Source organism: Streptococcus sanguinis, from assembly GCF_003943655.1.
In the GTDB taxonomy this organism is placed as follows: Bacteria; Bacillota; Bacilli; order Lactobacillales; family Streptococcaceae; genus Streptococcus; species Streptococcus sanguinis_F.
The window spans coordinates 1-22016 of sequence record NZ_RJMM01000012.1 but is presented as its reverse complement, the minus strand read 5'-3'; the positions used below and the strand labels follow the sequence as shown (position 1 = coordinate 22016).

General features: G+C 47.8%; 15 protein-coding genes and 1 pseudogene. 2 read left to right on the top strand and 14 right to left on the bottom strand.

The genetic code is table 11. The features are described from left to right. Positions 1-13: 13 nt before the first annotated feature. The gene (locus tag D8886_RS06325; RefSeq protein WP_125434657.1) at positions 14-721 is read left to right on the top strand and encodes an ABC transporter ATP-binding protein; all 708 of its coding nucleotides are present in this window, start codon (positions 14-16) and stop codon (positions 719-721) included. 14 nt (positions 722-735) lie between these two features. Next, entirely contained in the window at positions 736-1569 is an 834-nt protein-coding gene (locus D8886_RS06320; RefSeq protein ID WP_002910114.1) for a hypothetical protein, read from the top strand. Positions 1570-1611: 42 nt separating this feature from the next. On the opposite strand, the gene D8886_RS06315 is transcribed toward D8886_RS06320, so the two are convergent. The 14 genes and pseudogenes from D8886_RS06315 to D8886_RS06250 form a co-directional block, all read right to left on the bottom strand. Further along, complete coding sequence (locus tag D8886_RS06315; RefSeq protein ID WP_125434655.1) at positions 1612-2307, bottom strand: LrgB family protein; 696 nt, start codon at positions 2305-2307, stop codon at positions 1612-1614. Then, complete coding sequence (locus D8886_RS06310; RefSeq protein ID WP_002900667.1) at positions 2300-2680, bottom strand: CidA/LrgA family protein; 381 nt, start codon at positions 2678-2680, stop codon at positions 2300-2302. The genes D8886_RS06315 and D8886_RS06310 overlap by 8 nt, the downstream gene beginning before the upstream one ends. Before the next feature lie 173 nt (positions 2681-2853). Then, on the bottom strand, positions 2854-3075 hold the full coding sequence (gene asp5, locus D8886_RS06305) for an accessory Sec system protein Asp5 (RefSeq protein WP_125341668.1): 222 nt from the start codon (positions 3073-3075) through the stop codon (positions 2854-2856). A gap of 1 nt (position 3076) precedes the next feature. Further along, on the bottom strand, positions 3077-3259 hold the full coding sequence (asp4, locus tag D8886_RS06300) for an accessory Sec system protein Asp4 (RefSeq protein ID WP_002904193.1): 183 nt from the start codon (positions 3257-3259) through the stop codon (positions 3077-3079). Further along, positions 3252-4604 carry an accessory Sec system glycosylation chaperone GtfB gene (gene gtfB / locus D8886_RS06295; protein WP_125434653.1) on the bottom strand — a complete coding sequence of 451 codons (1353 nt, stop codon included), beginning with the start codon at positions 4602-4604 and terminating at the stop codon, positions 3252-3254. Before gtfB ends, asp4 begins: the two co-directional genes overlap by 8 nt. Further along, positions 4588-6108 (bottom strand): accessory Sec system glycosyltransferase GtfA, encoded by a 1521-nt coding sequence (gene gtfA / locus D8886_RS06290; protein WP_125341670.1) that lies wholly within the window; start codon positions 6106-6108, stop codon positions 4588-4590. The genes gtfB and gtfA overlap by 17 nt, the downstream gene beginning before the upstream one ends. 12 nt (positions 6109-6120) lie before the next feature. After that, positions 6121-8502 carry an accessory Sec system translocase SecA2 gene (gene secA2, locus D8886_RS06285; RefSeq protein WP_125434651.1) on the bottom strand — a complete coding sequence of 794 codons (2382 nt, stop codon included), beginning with the start codon at positions 8500-8502 and terminating at the stop codon, positions 6121-6123. Then, complete coding sequence (gene asp3, locus D8886_RS06280; protein ID WP_002895934.1) at positions 8495-8974, bottom strand: accessory Sec system protein Asp3; 480 nt, start codon at positions 8972-8974, stop codon at positions 8495-8497. The genes secA2 and asp3 overlap by 8 nt, the downstream gene beginning before the upstream one ends. Then, positions 8971-10500, bottom strand: coding sequence for an accessory Sec system protein Asp2 (gene asp2 / locus D8886_RS06275; RefSeq protein ID WP_125434649.1), 1530 nt, complete (start codon positions 10498-10500; stop codon positions 8971-8973). Before asp2 ends, asp3 begins: the two co-directional genes overlap by 4 nt. Beyond that, a complete protein-coding gene (gene asp1 / locus D8886_RS06270; RefSeq protein ID WP_125434647.1) occupies positions 10490-12070 on the bottom strand; it encodes an accessory Sec system protein Asp1 in 1581 nt (526 codons plus the stop codon). The genes asp2 and asp1 overlap by 11 nt, the downstream gene beginning before the upstream one ends. Positions 12071-12078: 8 nt before the next feature. After that, positions 12079-13302 carry an accessory Sec system protein translocase subunit SecY2 gene (gene secY2, locus D8886_RS06265; protein ID WP_125434645.1) on the bottom strand — a complete coding sequence of 408 codons (1224 nt, stop codon included), beginning with the start codon at positions 13300-13302 and terminating at the stop codon, positions 12079-12081. A 32-nt stretch (positions 13303-13334) separates the two neighbouring features. Then, a complete protein-coding gene (locus D8886_RS06260; RefSeq protein ID WP_049543071.1) occupies positions 13335-14339 on the bottom strand; it encodes a sugar transferase in 1005 nt (334 codons plus the stop codon). Between the two features lie 16 nt (positions 14340-14355). Beyond that, positions 14356-17580 (bottom strand): SP_1767 family glycosyltransferase, encoded by a 3225-nt coding sequence (locus D8886_RS06255; RefSeq protein WP_125434643.1) that lies wholly within the window; start codon positions 17578-17580, stop codon positions 14356-14358. 344 nt (positions 17581-17924) lie between these two features. Next, a pseudogene (locus tag D8886_RS06250) lies at positions 17925-21185 on the bottom strand (LPXTG cell wall anchor domain-containing protein); the annotation flags it as partial. Positions 21186-22016: the final 831 nt, after the last annotated feature.

Sequence of the window (22016 nt, the reverse complement as noted above, 5' to 3'; positions counted from 1 at the left end):
AAAGGAGACATGTATGAATCAGTATCCTCTGGTCTATCTTGACCATGTCCATAAAAATTATGGTGACGCACCCGCCCTCTATGATGTAAGCTTAAACATCCAGCCTGGCAGAATCATCGGACTTCTAGGTCCTAATGGCAGCGGCAAGACAACTATTATCAAGCTTATCAATGGTCTCTTGCAGCCCACCTCTGGCCATATTTATCTCAAAGGCGTGGAACCTTCACCTGAGACCAAAAGAATCGTTTCCTATCTGCCAGATACGACTTATCTAAGCGACAGCTCTAAAGTGATTGAAGCTGTAAAATATTTCCAAGATTTTTATGATAATTTTGACAGCGCGAAAGCCATGCAGCTTCTAAAGGATCTTCATATTGATCCTCAAGCGCGCATCGGAAGCCTTTCAAAAGGAAACAAAGAAAAAATGCAGCTCATTCTGGTCATGAGCCGCCATGCGGAACTCTATATCCTAGACGAGCCTATCGGTGGTGTCGATCCGGCTGCTCGCGACTATATCCTGCAGACCATCATTCAAAATCGCACACCTCAGTCTTCTGTCATCATTTCCACCCACTTGATCGCAGATATCGAGCCAATATTGGACGAAGTAATCCTGATTAACCAAGGTCAGATCTTTTTGCATGAAAATGCTAATCAGCTGCGTCAACAGTACAATCAATCCATTGATAATCTCTTCCGCAGCCAGTTTCGCTTTTATTAGGAGGACTTCATTATATGTTTGGAAAACTATTTAAATACGACTTTAAGTCTAATTACAAATGGTATTGTATCACCTTTGCCATTCTTCTCACTCTATCAGTCTTTATGGGAATCATAGCTGGCAGCATCCTAAGACCTGAGGCAATGAATCGCTATAGTGAACATCCATTGTCTATTAGTGGTGTTATTATCACTTTCTATCTACTATTTCTCTTGCTGTTTTCTGCATCTTGCGCAGTCTTTCTATCCAATACCATCATTATTATCCGTCGATTTTATAAAAATGTCTTTGGGCGAGAAGGCTACCTGACTTGGACCTTGCCGGTCACCCCGCATCAGATTCTTCTGTCCAAGCTTCTTTCCGCATTTGTTTGGACCCTCTTGTGTATGCTGACCATGTTTATTAGTGGTTTAGTCATCTTTGGCATTGCGCTTCCCCTTGTAGGCTTTTCATTCAATGAGATTTTTAAATATATCGGTGAAATACCAGATTTGTGGCTATGGATTGTCAAATACGGCTTCCTTAATCTCCTTCAAATCCTTTCTGGTATCCTCTTCTTTTACCTAGCAATCTCAGTCGGACAGCTTTTCAAGAAGAATCGGATTATGATGGCTGTGCTCTTCGGATTTTTGATTTGGACTGTTCTGGCAGTCCTGTCACTCTTATTACCTAGTTCTTTTGATTCATATGGACTACTTAGTTTATATGATTATAGTTACTCCTCTTCGGAATTTGAACAGATGCTAGATGGTTTCATTATTATCCGAATCGTCTTTGAACTCGTCAAAATTTTCGGTTTCTATTTTACAATCTATGCCATCGTAAAAAACAAACTAAATCTGCAATAAGCAAAACAAGGTTGAAACAAAACGTTTCAACCTTGTTTATTTTTACTTCAGAATAATCGCTGCCACGATGGGGCTGACCAGAACGTACATGAGGCCGGTCACGCCAATCGCAAGTCCTGCCATAGCTCCTGCGACCTGGCCGTATTTAAAGGCGGTTCCCGTTCCTACCGCATGGCCTGTTCCCCCTAAAGCTAGACCAATAGCTACCGGGTCTGTGATTTTTAAGAGCTTAAGAAGCGTTGGTCCTAATACACTGGTCAGAATGCCCGTCGCAACCACCACCACTAATGTCACTGTGGCAAGCCCTTGCAGCTTGTCTGTGATACCGACAGCCATGGCCGTTGTGACAGATTTCGGAAAAAGAGAAACAGCCAGAAAGAAATCCATTCCNAAAAACTTAGCCAGTAAAGCAGTGAAGCTGGTATTGACTACAACCGCCGCAAAGGTCCCAATCAAAATACTGCGTGCATGGTGCTTCATCAAATGAAAAGTCTTGTAAAGCGGAATCCCCAAAGCAACCGTAGATGGCACAATTAGGTTGTTTAAATAGGAGCCGCCGACATAGTAATCCTTGTAGGAAATACCGGTTAATTTTAAAAATGCAATAACCAAAACTGCTGCAATCAGCAACGGTGTTGTCAAAGGATGAGGAAATCTCCGAAAAATCAATAGACCACAAAGATAGGCCAAGATAGATAAGGCAAGGCCAAAGAGAGGGTTGCTCCATAAATCAGACATTGCTGGCGTCTCCTTCCTCATAATCTCCTTCAAAACGAGTCTTAATCAGCTGCACCACAACTGCAATCACGCAGACATTAAGCACAATCGCTCCTAAAACAATCAAAATAATCGGCAGCAGATAAGGCGCGATGACCTGAAATTTATCCATGATACCAACCGCAGGAGGCAGAAAAAGGATGGTCATATTTGCCAAAAGAAAATTGCCAACCATGCTGATATGACGCAGGCGTAGGAGCTTGAACTGCAGAGCCAAAAACAGCAAAACCAGACCTATGATACTGCCCGGAACAGGCAGGTGGAAAACACTTGAAATCCCTTCTCCAACGAGGGAAATCATAAAAATAATCATCAACTGAACGTATAATTTCATACCAAACCTCCATCACTTGTATATCCAGTTTACTCCTTTTCAGAAAAATATCAAGGTGCTTTCAGAAATTAAAACCTTTACATCCAAAATTTGCTTATAAAAATTCCCTCCATTGTCTATAATAGAGGGTCTTTCTTATTTAGCAGTCGTCTGAGTAGTTTACTAGACAGATGCTAGATGGATTGAATTATAAAGAAAATCATGAGCACAATCAGGGAAAGGCTTGCTAAAAGAACTAGGATTTTCTTTGCGAGGTGGGTTTCCCAGTAGCCTGACTTGCCAATCGATGTATTAGTTTCTCTATAAAATTGCTGGTTTTCTCTGGGAAGCAGACTAACCAGCAAAATCAAGACAAGGGCTGCTACAATGGTAAGTGTAATCAATATTGTTTGCATTTTATTTCCTCAAGGCTCCAATCAATGTAAAAATCAAGCCAATCAAGATCATCAAGCCCAAGGCAATGACAAAAACCTTGTTGAGGTTTTCACCCAGGCTGGCCTTCTCCTTCTTGGGCTTGCCATGCTTAAGCTCATCTAACCGTCCCTCAATATCCTTATGAAATAAATCTTTTTTAGCCATGCTGACCTCCTAACAAGCTTTGGAGAGTCTCCTGATAAAGACTGACGGGTACATCATTGGCATGTCGGCCTTGAGCTTGCAAGGCTGACCGCATCTGCTCAACACCAGATAAGGCTTCTTCCAAAGTTGATGCCAGTTGAGCTGGCTGGCTGCTGTCGAAAATATGCTGTTGGGCAATGTAGTGCCTATCATGCAGTGTCTGCTCAAAGCCTAGAATCAAGAGATTGTTCTCAAAAGCCTTGCGCACTGCCTGCAGGACCTGACCGCCGTGATTGATATCCAGATAAATGTCTGATTCCAAGTAGAGCTGCTCGATCTGCTTGAGACTGGCATTTTGATAAAGGACGACATTCTTATAGGACAGCATAGACAAGAGCTTAGGCGACATTTCCGTAAGGGCAGCAATGCGAAAGACTAGCTGCGGCAGGGACTGAACCAAGGTTTCTAAGCCTTCAATCTGATCCGAATGGGTCAGGATTAAGGCATCTTTTCGTAGGTAGTTGTCCCGCTTGAAGTCATAATGATAGCCCAGATGTAGGAACTTCTGCTGCTGGTCAGCTGCAGCTAGACTCTTGGCCTTTTCATAAGTTGCTAAATCTGGAATGACAATGGTCTGCGCCCGCAGCTGACTATTTTCTAGAATCAGCTGCATATTGCCCGGAAGCTCATCATACAGAGGCTCCTGCCAAAAGAGAATATCCTGGCCAGACCGGCCGGTCAAGTTGTGGGAAACTAGGAAAGAATAAGCCAGCGAATTAAAGAGAATGTGATCCAAGTCAAAGTCTAGCCGCTCTAAAAAGAAACGGATAAAATCCACTCGGCTTTTAAAAATCCGCAAGGGCTCTTGGTCTAAAGTCAGGATGATGTCACCAGTGGCATGATTTTCCACGATACGCTCCTGACCATCAGTGCTGTAATAGGTTGTGTTGAAAGCTTCCTGTCCTGATTTATAGGCTGTTTTAGCAAAGCAGCGGCCTTGCTTATTATAGCGCTCACTCAGTCGTAGCTGGCCTTTTTTATCCAGCCAGTCTACCTGCTTGACCAGCCGGCCCTTGGCTTGACTGGCATAGTGAATCCGTGCCCTTTCTTCTCCCATGTCACTGACACGCGCCGACTGATGGTCACCTGTGATTTCCCAGAAAGGTGGCACTGGTACTTGATTGAAAAAGAGCGGATGGTCTACTCCCTCTTCATCCCCCAGAAAGTAAGTATAGGGGGAGATCATGTCATCCGGCAGAAAGCCATTGGCCTCAATGACAATGGTCGGACAGTCATAGCCAGCTGCAAGGAGGGAATCATGCAGATCCTGGGTTTCCTGATTGTAATAATCAAAGAGCTGAATCATCTCTGACCTCCTTTAAAAGCTGGGACCAAGCCGCTTCAACTCGGCTGGTCAAATAATTCTCGGCCACTTGATAAGAGTGTTGGCTCATCTCCTGCTGGCGTCCTTGGCTAAAAAGAGCTACTATCTTCTCCACAAAAGCAGCAATAATCTGATCCTCGACCTGATTGGAACTGACCGGTATCAGATAACCATTTTTACCATCATCGATAAAAGTCTGATTGCCATAGCGGACATCAAAGCCGATGAGAGGCAGACCCGATCCAACTGCTTCCATGAGCGTTAGACCAAAGCCTTCACTGGTTGAAGCCGTCAGATAAAGCTCATAACCTACATAAATCTGGCTCAAATCTGCATGCCCCTTGAGCCGAATGTAGTCCTGAGCTCCTGCTTCCTCAATCCTGCGGCGCAGCTTCTCCTCTTCGCCCCCCTTACCGTAAATGTCAAGAGTCAGCTCAGGCAGCTGGGCATGGGCTTGGACAGTCGCTGCCACTAGCCAATCGATATGCTTTTCCGTAGCGAGACGCGAAGCCGTAATCATAGAGAAAGGCTTGCGAGGCTCTTTGGGATAAGTCAACTGGTCGAGACTCCCCACCGGTATGGTGACAATCTTGGGCTGCTTGTCCGAGTAATGCTGAAACTGCTGCTCTAGAATCGCTTTCTGAGCCTCTGTTGCCACGATGAAAAAGTCCACCTTATCAGCATTGGTAAACTGGTAGTCATAGAAATTATTCCAGAGAATGTAGTCGTCACTGCTGGCATTTTCACTAAAATGCTCTGCATGGACCACCACTCCCAGCTTAGCCTTCTGACTCTCCTCAAAGACAACCTGACCAATCCCAGTCTCCCTATCCAAGATGACCACATCATCAGATTTCAACTCCAAGCTCTGAAGAAAATAACGAACCAGCTCAGCCTTGGAATAGAAAATCCGATCCGGAAAGCGATAGAGCTCTTCCTGACCATCCTCTATCAGCATGTCATAGGCCACACTGCCGTCTTCGTGGTAAAAACGGCGCTGGTAGAGGGTTGCGGCGTCATTGTGGGGTGCGAAGTACTCACTGGCATAGCGGACATAGGAGAAATAATCCTTGCGAATCAATCTCCCCCGCGAGACATACTCCACATGCTCGACAAAGTCCTGGTCTTCCTGCCGCAGATAGCAAGTGATAAACTGATCATCCTGCGGATAGAAATAGCGGACAATCTTGCCCTCTCTCTCCGAGCGCTCCGGCTGACCTGCGACTTGAGCCAGCACCTGATCCAGCGTCACCGTCGTTGGTGCAATCTTGACATCAGTAAAGTAATTATAAAGCCAGATAACTTCCTCATCCAGAAAACCAATATTTTCCGTCAAATGCTGAATATTATCCGCTAAAATCATATCCATAAAGATAAACTTAGCCGGCTGCTGGATCCTGCGCAGAAGCTGGGCCCGATAAGCTTGGGCGTATTCTACACCGCTGCTGGCCCAGCCAATGCCTAAGTTGATGTTATATACTGTCATATTCTCCTCGTCTTACGGGAAGTACATGATGACTTCTCCTTTAGGGTTGAGTGCCAATTCACTCATCAAAAGATTCTTGACAATCTGCTGTTTCATGCGCTCCTTCATATATTCAAAGCCATCGTAAGCCTCTTGATAATATTCTACCAGAGGATTTTTCATAGAGAAATGCTGACCGCTCAAGGCCGTCTTGAGTTGCTGCAGATAGTCCACCTGCTCGACCCAGTTCTCATCAATAGCCTTGAGAACGGACACCCGCTGAAAATGGGTGAATAGCTTGTCAGACTTGAGATAGGCTTTCTTTGCCTGCAATTCCTGCTCAGCAATATCCTGCAAGAGCTCTGCAATTTTCTCCGGCGAATAAATATCAAAATCATAAGGAATACGCTCAGCATGGTAGCTGAAATGGTCTAAAATAAAGCGATAGAGGTCAGCCCGTGTCGCATAGGACTGCTCATAGGCCGCCTGATGAATAACCTGACGGAGGACGCTGCTGATTTCTTCATCGATCCGCTCCTCAGCTTGAATCAGGCGATTGCGCTCAGCATAGGTAATCTCCCGCTGAATCTTCATGCACTGGGCATATTCCAGCGTCATCCGACGGGACATCTTGGAGCTGCTTTCACTAGCTCTCTGAGCCTTAGCCACCAAGTGTCTGAAACGACGCTGTCCCAGCTGGACTGGATGCTGCTGAACTTCTTCAGTTGAATAGTCCTTGTAGAGCTTCTTGAGCCAATCTGGCCCCCACTTCCTGAGCAGATCATCCTCTAGCGAGATGAAAAACTTACTAATCCCCGGATCACCTTGGCGGCCTGAACGGCCACGAATCTGTAGGTCAATCCGCTGGTTCTCCATCCGCTCAGTACCAATCACCACGAGACCACCCAAATCAGCGACACCCGGTCCCAACTTTATATCCGTACCGCGGCCGGCCATGGATGTAGCCACCGTCACAGCACCTTTCTGCCCAGACTCTGCGATGATCTGCGCCTCACGCGCCGCATTGTTGGCATTGAGCAGATTGTGGGCGATGCCTTCTCTCAGCAGTAGGGAAGAGTAAATCTCTGACATCTCCACTGAGCCGGTGAAAATCAAGAGTGGATTGCCTTGAGCATGGTAGTGCTTGACCTCGTCTAGTGAAGCAAAGACTTTTTCTGGCAGAGTCTGATAAAGCTGGTCTGGCAAATCCTGTCGAATAACTGGCTGGTTGGTCGGGATCTTGATGACAGACATGGAGTAAGTCTCCATAAACTCGCTCTCCACCACCTTGCCGGTTCCAGTCATACCAGAGATTTTCCGGAAGAGCCGGAAGAGATTCTGATAGGTGATGGAAGCCATGGCCCGCGTTTCCTCCGTCAGCTTGACATGCTCCTTGGCCTCAATGGCCTGGTGCTGGCCTCCCTGAAGCCGGGTCATTTCCAGCAGACGGCCGGTTGCGCGGTCCAGAAGTACAACTTCTGCTTCTTTGTCACCCTGGCGGACAACATAGTCCTTATCCTTCTTGTAGAGCTTGTGGGCCCGCAAGGCTAGATTGAGGTGGCGGACCAACTCTTGATTTTCCTTGGAAAAAAGATGCTCCAAGTCAAGAAAAGACTCTGCCGCCAGAATACCTTTCGATGTCAGCCAGACTTCATTTTTCTCGTCATCGTAGTGGTAGTCCTCTTCTTCTTTCAAAGTCGTAATGAAGGTATCCATGATACTATAGAAGTTTGACTGAACCCGAGGAGCACCAGAGATAACCAAAGGTACCTGAGCGCTATCCAAGAGAATGGAGTCAATCTCGTCTATGATGACATAGTTGAAAGGACTAAGATATTGGCTATCCTTATTCTCTGCGAGATTCTCAATCAAATAGTCAAAGCCCAAGGCACTATTGGTCGTATAGACAATATCCGCCTGATAAATCAGACGCTTCTGCTTGGGCGTCAAATTTTCAGTCTCATCAGCTACCACCGCTGCCTCAATAGTCAACCCCAGAAAACGATAGACCTGCCCCATTTCCTGAGCGTCCCTCAGAGCCAGATAGGTATTGGTGGTCACCAGCATAGCTCCTTGACCAGACAGGGCATTGAGATAGAGCGGCATGGTAGCCGTCAGAGTCTTGCCCTCTCCCGTAGCCATCTCAGCGACATTTCCTTCATGGAGAACAATCGCCCCCATAACCTGAACATCGTAGGGAAACATGCCCAGCACCCGCTTGTCCGCTTCCCGCACCACAGCATAAGCCTCCGGCAGCAAGTCGTCTAAAGTCTCACCTGCGGCCAGTCTCTCCTTAAATTCCTGAGTTTTCTTCCGCAGCTCAGCGTCTGTCAGACCAGCCATTTCTGACTCAAAGCTCTTGACTTTGGCTAAGATTTTCTTTAAGCGCTGAATTTGAAAATGATTTTTAATCATCAGACTCCTCTATGATTTGGTCAATGTTTAGGCAATGAAACTCTAAGGACTCAACTCCTGCACTCAGCAGCTGAACCTTATAACTATAGGCTTCGTTGGGATAGGTGAAGATCATACTCTCCGAGCGCTCCACTTGATTGCTGATTTCTTTCTCATAGCGGTCAAAGAAGATGATTTTCAGAAAGACGCTGGATTCAGGATAGGTGGTCATATCTCTAGACAGGCAATAGCGAGCTCCCTTTTTGAGCAAGGGGAGAGCAGGCACCTGCCGGTCTCGCTGATAGTTCCATTTGGAAGACCATTCATGGATGGTCTGTCCGGAGGCCATCAGTTTATTTTCAAAAAATATATGTGAAGGGGAATGAATAATAAGGGTAGTTCCATAGAGATAGGTAAAGTCAGTCATTTTACCAGCTGCCGAAACCCCTCTCAGCTCTCCCCAGTAAATGCCCTTTCTTTTTTGAATGTTCATTTCTTTCTCCCAAATTCCTTTTCCAATATCATTCGATAATAATTCATAAACCAAGACACAGACACAGCTAAGTCGTCATTATGCCGTCCTGGGACACCTCTGCTAATCAGCTTAGCCTCAGTCAGATGAAGAGCCGCTACCAGGTCCTCATAGGCCGTCGGATCATAGTCTTCTTCCTTCATATAGGCGATACCAAAGGTCGTCCGACTGAAATCAGCCTTCTCAAACTTACGCCAGTAGCGTTGATTCAGCTCCTCTACATGCTCCTTATCTTTGCCACCCGTGTGACGGTGAAGGACATCTAGAGCCGTCGGAAAGACCTCGGGCAGGCGTAAACGGCCACGTTGGGCAATAGTGCCTAGATTTCCCAAGGGCTTGGACAAAACGATAGCCCGCGGACGAAACTCCGATCCGTAATAAACAGCACCGTAGGTCCCCATTGACATCCCCGACAGGATTAGGTCCCGCTCGGTAAAGCCCAGAAAGTCCAAATGCTCTTGGATAATCTTATGAATACTGCTCTCCAGCTCCTGACTGCCCAGATAGAACATACCGCCATCCACGCGCGGATCTGAAAACAAGAGAAAAGGACAGCCCAGACTCCGCATCATTCCGAAGCCCTCGAAGCCTTCCGCCCGACGGTAACCAGAGAAATAAACAGCCAAAGGTGGCTTCAAATCTCCTGGATAAAAGAAGTAATTAAGCTCTTGTCGATGGCTATCGCGAAAAATCTTCCCACCCAGAACATACTTACCAAACTCAAAGCGGGTCAGACGCTGATGCAGAGCACCAACCTGAATCTGTCCCTTGCCTCTAGCCTCCAGACTGACGCCCAGATAGGAAGTAAAGTCATTGTCCAGAACCATGGATTCCCGCATATCCTCTTCTGCGAAAACAGTCTCGCGAGCAATGTCCGCAGTCGATCCTTCCTGGATGTTATAGAGGCGCAGCCGCAGCTCACAGCTGCCTGACTTTTCATANTCAAGCCAGAGTTCAACTGGATTGAACTTGTTGGCAATAATATTATATTTCCAAGACAGGATTGGCTGAAAGTCCTGACCAAAGTCACCTTCCAGCTCTAGATTTTCATAGCCATTGTAGCAAATCTTCCCGCGAAAGCCGGGACTGACCACCATATCGAGCGGGGTCATCTTATCGCCATACTGACCGGAAAAGAGAGCCTTGGACAGCTTGCGGAGCAGGTCAGCTCGATCGCTCATATCCGTTGGCTGAGCGCAGTGACGCTTGAGAAAGTACTCAATATCCGCTTCCTGGGTTTCCTGTTCCTGATCATAGAAAACCGTATAAGGGATAATCTTGGCCTCAATCATAAACAAATCTGGAATCCGACGCAAATCGTCCACCAGAATCGCATCAAACTTGCCAATCTTATCCATCTCCATGACCTTTTTGATAGCTAGATTGGAGTTGGGAAAGAAATAATACCAGGCCATATTGTCCGGAATAGCAAGCTCTTTGCTCCAGTCGCTTGAACCAATCTGTAAGATTTTCAGCTTATTTTGCATTCTCAGCCTCCTTGAGCCACTGCTCCCACCGGCCAATCAGCTCTAGACCAGTATTATGATGGATTTTTTCAATGGAATAAATCAAGGCCTGGTTCCAATTTTTCAAACCTTCCAAGTAATAGTTTGCAGCAGTCGGTAGATCAGAGATAGAGTCCAAGATATAGCCATTTTGCAGATGGGTCACATAGTCCGAGCCCACCAGATTGATCTGCGGAATCCCGGCAGAAATCCCAGCAATCTGCGTATAGAGATTGGGCTGCTCACTCAGGTCAATGATTAACCGCGTATCATCCAGCTCCTGAATCAAGCTAAGCTCGTCCGTGATATTCTTAATGGTGAAGCGGAGGTCCTGTTCCTGATTTTCCAGCAGGGCATTCTCAGCCTGCTCACTGCGGCGGTAGTTCTTGATAAATTCATAGCGATTCAGATACTCATCAATAACCTCCTGCACCTTGGTCTCCACCTTTTGGATTCCTTCCTGCCAAGCATTGTAAACACCGACAGTCAGCTCCGTATCCGGATGCTTGGCCACATAGTGGAGAACCTTGAAGATGGCATAGTCATTAATCCCTTCTTCCAGATTAATCTGATAAAAAATCTTGGATTCGCGGCGGCGTTGGCTCTTGCCCAGCTGCAGACGGGTATCAAAAGGCGACAGGTAATGCACCTTCTGAGCCTGCCTAGGCAGGTAACGCTGAATAGCCTTCTTGAAGTCCATGCGGTCAGTCAAGACTAAATCTGCCTGCTGCAAATCTTCTTCTAAAGCTGGCCAATCCACTGTATGATTGCGCTCGTGGAAAAAGCTGAGAATGATTTGAACATTCTTGGGCAATAAACGCAAAATAGCTTGGTTGTATAAAGGATGCGCTGCCAGGACGAAGCGGCTGTCTGCTCCTGCATTGCGCTCCATATAGTGGCCCAGCTTCTCCAAGATCAAATCCGGCATGCGGTCATACTCCAGCTTATCAAAGTCCAGTAAGTAAGCCGGATTGACCTCTACTCGACTATCGTCAGGCTTCAGATGCTCGCGAATCCGCCAGTCACCATCCGGCTGCAGGTAGTCCTGATAAAGGGGCTGCCCCTCTTCATAATAGGTGATACTGGAGACAAAGCCCCGATCATCAAAGATATAAAACTTGTCCAGCTGGTCATTCGTGAAAAACTTGATGAAGCTGATAAAGCCTTCTACTCCAAACTCGACATGGGCATAGAGCTGTCCCTGCCTGCGAACCATGATTAGAAAGGGCGTATAGATAAATTCACAGTCTGGTTCCCAGTCCAGATCCTTGATTTGCAGGACCTGCATGTCCTTAGAGTCAATCCCCTGAATCTCGTCAAAGACCGAGTAATAGTCCGTCTCAAAAATATCCTGCCGATGCAATAGGTAGCGGGCATGCGGCATATAGGCTGGCAAAAGCAGCTGGACTGGCAAATTTTCACTTTGAAAAATCCGAATCTGATGAATCGAGTCATCAAACTCCAGTCGCTGCATAGAGCGGTACCAAGGGATAATATCCCGGTGCCAAATCCGATCCCCACTGCCACTCCATGAAGGAATAAAGTAATACATAGTTTCTCCTACAACAATGAACGATAACGGTCATTAAGCGTCAAGGCATCCACCTCGTCCTTAATAGAAAAGACCATTCCGATAAAAATCATAAAAATCCCCGGAATCATACTGAGCCTCAGATAGCGAATGTCCAGAAGGACCACCATCATAGGCAGACCAGAAATCAGGATAAGATAGAAAGCCCCCACTAGTGCAAAATAGGTCACCAAACCATTGATATACCGGCGGGTTGCTCCTCCCGGATAAACATTTTCAATATACTCTCCACTCTTTTGCATCCGTTCAGCAATCTGGTCGCCACTTATATTGATAAAGGCGAAGGCCAGCGCCAGGATGAAAATGGTCAGCAGATAAAGGATAAACCAAGCTGGACTTCCCATAGACAGCGCTTCTATCCACTGATCAATCAGCTGATTGTTCGGCTGGAGAAAGTGGATAATCAAAAGGAAATACTGGGGAATGCTGACCAAGGTCATAGCGTACATAATCGGCATCCCACCAGCAGGGTTTAGACGAATATCCAGATAAGAGTACTTCTTGAAACGGTTATGAATATTGATCTTATTGACTGGAATTCGGTACTTGGACCGCTCAACTGTAACAGCCAGATAGAGAAAGACTAGACTGAAAACCAGCATCAAGGCTAGCCAAAGTGAAGAAATCTTCAGCTCCTTGATGGAGTTCCAAATATCCTGTGGAATGTAGGCAATCATGCTGGCCATGACAATCATGATGGAGCCGCCAAGTCCCATGGCAGCATTCAAATCCGTCAACCAAATGAGAAAGTAGGTCCCAGCCATCAAGACCAAGGTATCTAAGACCATAATCGTAGTCATATCCACCCCACCTGCTTCTTGCAGAGGCAGGTTTAAGACCAGCGCCACGGACTGAATCAAAGCAATGACCAAAGTCAGCAGCATCCGCCGCCTTTCCTGTACTTCCAGAGGGAGCTTACTCAAGCCTAGGCGCTTAGACACAGCAAACATCTGCCAGATCAGCATAGAGGACATCCAAGGAGACAGACCGACAGAAAAGAGCGACATACTGCGCAGATTCCCACCCATCAGAGCTGTCGCATAGTTCAAGGTAGTAGAGGTCCCGTCCATGGCAGCTGCCTTACTCATATCGATGAAAGGCAGGGTCAGCTTGGTTCCCAAGACATAGATAAATAAGAAAAATAAGGTCCACAGAAACTTCTTGATAATGACCGGTTTAAAAAATGACTTCACACTGACTCCTCATGACGATGGCTGGAAAGGCTCTAAGATAAGACTTCCATCACCGCATCTACTAAGACTTTCTTGCTAAAATAACCTTCCTTGAGCAGGAAAGAGAACTTTCTAACCCGCTCGACCATAGCCTGATATTCCTCTGCAGTCAGATTTTCAACGATCCGACTGGCCTCTTCCAGACTGTCTACTACAAAGCCCAGACCGCGCTCGCGAATCAGCTCTGCATTGGACAGGTAAGAAGGGACGATGACCGGAATCCCAGCTGCCAGATAGGTGGCAGACTTATGAGAGATATTGAGGCCGTAGTATTCCGGCTCGTCTGCTGGATTTTCCTCAACACCCCAGACCAGACCTAGACCGCCCTTGGACAGCTCCAAAAGCAACTCTGGCCGGCTGACCCAGCCGCGATAGCTGACATTGGCATCTGGATTTGATTCTTCCTCAGGCGAAAAAATCTCCAGCGGCGTTGCATAAGACCAGTTGCTCAGATGCGGAAAACGCTCCACACTTCCCGCGAAATACAGCTTAGGCGCAAACTGAGGCTGGTGCAAGGGCAAATCATAGGGATGATCCCACATGCGTTGGATCAAAATCTTGTCCACAGTCAGCCCCTCTGCCTGAAGCTTGTCCCGCATCTGCTCAGAAGGCACGATGACCGCATCTGACTGATTGTACATATCGATATACTCTGGCATCAGATAGTAGTTTGACGGGAACATCAGCGGCGGTACATCATGGATAAAGGTCACCAGCTTGGCCTGCAAAATCTTCAGCTTGCTGATAAAGGCCTGGTCAAACTCCCGGCCGTTCCAAGTCGGCGACTGATAGATAACCACATCGCCATAGCCCACACTGGCCATGATACCGTCCAGACGACGACTGAGTTCCGACTGGCTGTCACTGTATATATCGTAAAAATAAAAACTCAATTCATTGAAGCCCAGCTGCTTGGCTAGCTTGGTCACATCATTCTGGGCAATCAAGGCCGTACTCTGGCCAGACATACCGTATAGATTGGTAATATTAACTTTCATATTCTTTTTCTAATCTTCATTCCTGAGCCAGATTGGCAACAATCTGACTGTCATAAGCTTGGTCGTCTCTAAACTCAATATCTTGATCAAAGTTGTGCTCAGCTGTATGCTTGTGTGACAGCTTGACCTTGTGGCTAGCTCCCATCTGGAACCATTCATACTCTGAGTCAATATGCCCAATATCCAACGCTCTATAGCCTTCTTGAACCAGTTCATAGACCAAGACCTTAGCCGTCGGACCCAGCATGGTCAAAATCAGACGATTATCCGCATGCTCTCGAACTGCTTGCTTAATCGCCTCCAGTTTGCTGTAGGCATTGCGCGAAGGACAGATAATCCGCTTGATGGATTTAGCCCCGTCAAAGAGGTCATTGCCCACACCAGAGCGAGAAGTCAAGCCCTCTACGATCAAGAGGTCTTTGTCCTGCCAAAGCTGCTTAAGCTTTGCAAAATAGCCCGCAGACGGCGTCTTATCTTCCAAGTCAATATAAGGACGGGAAATAAAGGTCGATCCATACCAAGGTGCTCGGCAAATATTTTTATATTTCTCAAGAAAATGTGGCAAATGATTTAGACTCCAAAAATTTTGGGCATCAATGGAATAGCGCTCTAACCCTGTAAAGACATCGGGCAGACAAATCATCAAACGCTCATCGCTTTCCATAGACATAATCTCTCTCAAGCGCGCTGACAGTTCTGGATCAAAGTCCTGATAGACGATACTACGGCCCGCAACCAAATCCATCTCCCCATCTCCAAAACGAACCACTGAAGCACCTTTCTCCAAGAGATAATCCAGCGACTGGTTGATAGAGAGTACAGAAATCTGCCGCTCCTCAGGCTCGGCTAAGCCCAGCTTCTCAATAGCCTGCACCATGACTTCAGGGTTATCAGCTGGAAAGACTTCCTGCCCCTGCTGATCATGGGCTGTACTATCAAAGGCAAAGACTGGCTTGCCAGCAGACTTAAAGCGAGCAATAATGTCCCCTACCTCATCACCAGCATTGATATCCAGCAACAGCTGAGACTTGGTTTCCAGCGACTCCAAGAGAGCCGGAATGCCCGCTATATCTGAACTGACGCTGACATTAGGATACTGGAGCAGACGCGTGATTGGCTCTGCCACCACTACCGGTGCCGCGATGTAGAAATGACAGGCAGGCAGGGCTTGAATCAGATAGTTGATATGCATCAGGTCACAAGAGTAGGTGTAGACTAGGCAGGACAGACTTGAGCCCTCTTCCCCTTCCACCATCTTTTGAGTCAGGGCTCCGACTGGCTCCTGCATATCCGACCAATCCAGCCCCTGATAGAACCACCAAACCTCACGATAGATGGACTGGGTATACTCTTTCCAAGGCTTGCGCTCGGTCAGATAATGAATCACAGGCGGATAGAGACCTTTTTCTGGCTCATAGTCCGAAAAGGTCGTGTGCAGCGTAATGCAGTTATAAGCAAAAGGCAGCTCCATCCAGCGGTTTTCAAAGAGCATATTGAGAATGCTTTGATCATCCTGAGTAACTTTATCATGTAGGTTATCAGTCATCTCAATCAATTGGCCTGCAATATCGTTTTCTCTCCAGTAGTTCACATTAATTAGTAAAACACCTGAATTAAAAATCTGCTCGCCAAAGTATACTTCTCCACCCAGATCTCTTACCGCTCCAAGCGGATAGGAACCTAAATCAACTGCAAAAATTTCTGATAAATCACGTGTTACTACAATATCGCAGTCCAAATAAAGAGCTTGATCTTCCTCTACAAAAGTAGCCGTAAAATATCTCAAAAAAACTGAATAATGGATATTTGTCTTATATTGACTAATATGACTGCCATCCACCCGAGCATTGACAATCTGGCAGTCCAGCTTGGCCAGCTTTTTCCGCATGCTGACAAACCACTCTGTCGGAAAGTCACTGTTGATGACATAAAACTTGATAAAGCGATTGTGGCAGACGATGGACTTAATGGTGGTTAAGACCTGCTCACTATAGGCAGCATTAGCCGCCAGCACCACAGCCCGAAAGGCTTGCGGCTTCTCTTTTTTCATCAGACTGCGCAGCTTTCTCACCATCTCCTGAGGGTGCTCATGGGGATAGACCAGTTCTTCCTTTTCATTTTTCTTAGTATTGTCAAAAGCCAGAACCGGCTTGCTAAGTGCCTTGAAACGACGGCTCAGTTCATAGTGCTCGTTCCCATGGTGAATATCCAAATAGACCTGGCACTTATCAATGAGCTCATCCAGCACTGCATGGATAACCTGTGGATAGAGATGGATATTTTCATAGCGATCCAAAGAACGCAGATAATCTCCCATATCTGTGTAACAGGCTATATAAAAATGAACGTTAGGCAGGGACTGGGCTAAAAACTCTATCTGCTCTAGCTCCTGTACATCTGTCAGGAGCATGCAGTTCAGAGCTGCCTTCTCCCAACGGTCTTGCATCTCAAACTCTCCCCGATGATGGGCTGAAATCTCCGCCAAGCTCAAGGCCTGAAAGTCCCACCAAAGCTGACGATAGCGATAGCTAACTTCCGAGTTCCAAGGCTTGCGGAAGGTTGTATAGTGGATAATCAGAGGTTCCTGATCCAGCTCAAAATGACCATTCCAGCCGCTGTAAAAGGCCACTAAGTCATGGCCTACCTGCAGATTGTAAATCTTATCCAAGGGCAGCCAATCCTGAGCCAACACATGATTTAAAACCGTCTGATCGCCGTTGAAATCCTCCATCTGGCCAGACTGGACCAAACCTATGATGCGATCCGTTTCCTTGATAAAGGTCTCCTGCAGCTGCTTTTCTTTCCATGCTCGATTATCAATTAGCAGAACGCCAGAGTTAAAGCCATAACCTCCAGCATCTCCAACCGCAGCCACAAGCTTGCCTTCCAGAGAAATATCACATAAAGGCTGCAAGTCCCCATTGACCACCAAATCGCTGTCCAGGTAAAGGACACGCTCCTCTACCACAAACTGCGGAATGAAATAGCGAGCATAGGCTGCTGAGCTGATATGGTCCTGCGTCAGCCACTCTGGACTGATAGTCACTTGGTCCAAGCTAACATTGACTAATTCACTGTCCAGCTGCTCGGCCAGATCATTAAAATCACGGAACCATTCGTCACTCAATCCCTGATTGAAAACATAGATTTTTACATTTTTATTGTAATATAAAATCGACTTAATTGTAGTCGAAACTTGCTCCTGATAGGCCTGATCCCCAACCAAAACAATCGTTTTCATTTCTTCCCTTACTCTTTCATTTCATAAACTCATAAACATCATTTCTATACTTGATATTATATAAAATATTGTCCAAAAAATCTATATTCTCAAGGACTTTCCTGCAGAATAAAGAACACTTTTTTTCTACTAAATTGTCAAAAAAACAGGAAGTTGTCAAAACTTCCTGTTTCTATTGCCTATCAGTTTCTTTTTACTAGTTTCTAGTCTAGGATTTTAGGAAGCAAGTACCAGAAATAACCAAGTTATTTCCTTAAGACTTGCTCTGTCCATCACTTCCACAGCTCACTAATTGAGTGAACTTTCGACAGACTAAAAGATAAACTGATCTGCTCTATTTACTGCTACTCCTCAGAGTCGCTTTTCTTTTTACGTCTCTTGAAGGCCAAGCCCAATGCTCCTAAGCCCAGAGCCAGGATGGAAGCCTTGCTCTCCGTTTCCCCTGTCTGAGGCAGACGACCTCTGGAAATCAGATCCAGCTCAGACTGTCTTGCTGAAGCGGACAGACTTTCAGATGTGCTCTGACTAGCTGACAGACTCGTCGACAGGCTTTCCGATACAGACTGACTGACACGGGCAAGCTCGCTGAGACTGACTGCTACTGACAGTGACTCACTTGTAGAAAGACTGAGTGAGTAGAATTCCTTCTCATGAACCAGATCCAGCTGACTATGCAAGACTGAGGTGCTGGTGCTCACTGAGGTAGACTCACTGATTGACTGAGAATCGCTAATCGAAGCACTTTCCGAACCAGACAGGCTAGCCGAAATACTTGCGGATTCTGAAGCACTTACTGACGCATTCGTTGAGGCGGACGTGCTGGCGGATACAGAGGCACTTGTCGACGCAGATTCACTTGCACTTACGGACGCACTCGTCGACGCAGATGTACTTGCGGATACTGATGCGCTCGTGGATGCTGATTCACTCGCTTTCGCAGATGAGCTAGTTGAAGCTGACGTGCTCGCACTTACAGATGCACTCGTGGATGCAGACGTACTTGCGGATACTGATGCACTTGTAGACGCTGATTCACTTGCACTCACTGACGCACTCGTTGAGGCGGACGTACTTGCACTTACGGACGCGCTCGTGGAGGCGGATTCGCTCGCACTTACAGACGCACTCGTTGATGCAGATGTACTTGCGGATACTGATGCACTTGTAGACGCTGATTCACTTGCACTCACTGACGCACTCGTCGATGCAGACGTACTTGCACTTACGGACGCGCTCGTGGACGCGGACGTGCTGGCGCTGACTGATGCGCTCGTCGATGCAGACGTGCTGGCACTTACAGATGCACTCGTGGAGGCGGACGTGCTTGCTGATACAGACGCGCTAGTAGACGCGGACGTGCTGGCAGATACAGATGCACTGGTCGACTCTGATGTGCTTGCGGATACTGATGCACTTGTAGACGCTGATTCACTTGCACTCACTGACGCACTCGTCGATGCAGACGTACTTGCACTTACGGACGCGCTCGTGGACGCGGACGTGCTGGCGCTGACTGATGCGCTCGTCAATGCAGACGTGCTGGCACTTACAGATGCACTCGTGGAGGCGGACGTGCTTGCTGATACAGACGCGCTAGTAGACGCGGACGTGCTGGCAGATACAGATGCACTGGTCGACTCTGATGTGCTTGCTGAAACGGACGCACTCGTGGAGGCGGAAGTACTTGCGCTTACTGAAGCACTCGTTGAAGCGGATGTACTTGCAGATACGGATGCGCTAGTTGATGCTGACGTACTTGCACTTACGGACGCGCTGGTTGACGCAGACATGCTGGCAGATACAGACGCACTTGTTGATGCCGACGTGCTGGCAGATACAGACGCGCTCGTGGACGCGGATGTACTTGCGGATACAGAAGCGCTGGTAGACGCGGACGTACTTGCGGATACGGATGCGCTAGTTGATGCTGACGTACTTGCACTTACAGACGCGCTCGTGGACGCTGACGTGCTGGCACTCACTGACGCGCTGGTTGACGCAGACATGCTTGCAGATACAGACGCACTTGTTGATGCCAACGTGCTGGCAGATACAGACGCGCTTGTGGACGCTGANGTACTTGCACTTACAGACGCACTCGTTGAGGCAGACGTACTTGCACTTACTGATGCACTCGTTGAGGCAGATGTACTTGCACTTACAGACGCACTCGTTGAGGCAGATGTACTTGCAGATACAGATGCGCTAGTCGATGCGGACGTACTTGCAGATACTGACGCGCTAGTCGACGAAGACGTGCTTGCACTTGTAGACGCGCTCGTTGAAGCTGACGTACTTGCAGACACTGATGCGCTTGTGGACGCTGACGTACTTGCAGATACTGATGCACTCGTTGAAGCTGACGTACTTGCACTTACTGATGCACTCGTCGACGCTGACGTACTTGCAGACACAGACGCGCTTGTGGACGCTGAAGTACTTGCACTTACGGATGCACTCGTTGAGGCGGACATACTTGCACTTACGGATGCACTCGTCGATGCAGACATACTTGCGGATACAGAGGCACTCGTCGATGCGGACGTACTTGCACTTACGGATGCACTCGTCGACGCTGACGTACTTGCTGATACGGACGCACTTGTGGAAGCGGATGTGCTTGCAGATACAGATGCGCTGGTAGACGCAGACGTGCTTGCACTTGTAGACGCGCTCGTTGAGGCGGACGTACTTGCAGATACTGACGCACTGGTTGACGCAGATTCACTTGCAGATACTGACGCACTCGTCGATGCGGACGTACTTGCACTTACTGACGCGCTAGTCGACGCAGACGTGCTTGCACTTGTAGACGCGCTCGTTGATGCGGACGTACTTGCAGATACTGACGCACTGGTTGACGCAGATTCACTTGCAGATACAGATGCGCTGGTAGACGCTGATGTGCTTGCAGAAACTGATGCACTCGTTGAGGCAGATGTACTTGCAGACACAGACGCGCTTGTGGACGCTGACGTACTTGCACTTACAGACGCACTCGTTGATGCGGACGTACTTGCAGATACTGACGCACTGGTTGACGCAGATTCACTTGCAGATACTGACGCACTGGTTGACGCAGATTCACTTGCAGATACTGACGCACTGGTTGACGCAGATTCACTTGCAGATACAGATGCGCTGGTAGACGCTGATGTGCTTGCAGATACAGATGCGCTGGTAGACGCAGACGTGCTTGCACTTGTAGACGCGCTCGTTGAGGCGGACGTACTTGCAGATACTGACGCACTGGTTGACGCAGATTCACTTGCAGATACTGACGCACTCGTTGAGGCGGACGTACTTGCAGATACTGACGCACTGGTTGACGCAGATTCACTTGCAGATACTGACGCACTCGTTGAGGCAGATGTACTTGCACTTACCGACGCACTCGTTGAGGCAGATGTACTTGCAGATACAGATGCGCTCGTTGATGCNGACGTACTTGCAGATACTGACGCGCTTGTGGAAGCGGATGTGCTTGCAGATACAGATGCACTCGTCGACGCTGACGTACTTGCAGACACAGACGCGCTGGTCGATGCGGACGTACTTGCACTTACTGACGCGCTAGTCGACGCAGACGTGCTTGCACTTGTAGACGCGCTCGTTGAAGCTGACGTACTTGCACTTACTGACGCACTGGTTGACGCAGATTCACTTGCAGATACAGATGCGCTGGTAGACGCTGATGTGCTTGCAGAAACTGATGCACTCGTCGACGCTGAGGTGCTTGCGCTTACTGATGCACTCGTTGAGGCAGATGTACTTGCACTTACCGACGCACTCGTTGAGGCAGATGTACTTGCAGATACAGATGCGCTCGTCGATGCGGACGTACTTGCAGATACTGACGCGCTTGTGGAAGCGGATGTGCTTGCACTTACTGATGCACTCGTCGACGCTGACGTACTTGCAGACACAGACGCGCTGGTCGATGCGGACGTACTTGCACTTACTGAAGCGCTAGTCGACGCAGACGTGCTTGCACTTGTAGACGCGCTCGTTGAAGCTGACGTACTTGCACTTACTGACGCACTGGTTGACGCAGATTCACTTGCAGATACAGATGCGCTGGTAGACGCTGATGTGCTTGCAGAAACTGATGCACTCGTCGACGCTGAGGTGCTTGCGCTTACTGATGCACTCGTTGAAGCCGAGATACTTGCGCTCACTGACGCGCTGGTAGACGCGGACGTACTTGCACTTGTAGACGCGCTCGTTGAAGCTGACGTACTTGCAGATACTGACGCACTGGTTGACGCAGATTCACTTGCAGATACTGACGCNCTCGTNGANGCNGATGTACTTGCACTTACCGACGCACTCGTTGAGGCAGATGTACTTGCAGATACAGATGCGCTCGTTGAAGCTGACGTACTTGCAGATACTGCAGATACTGACGCGCTTGTGGAAGCGGATGTGCTTGCAGA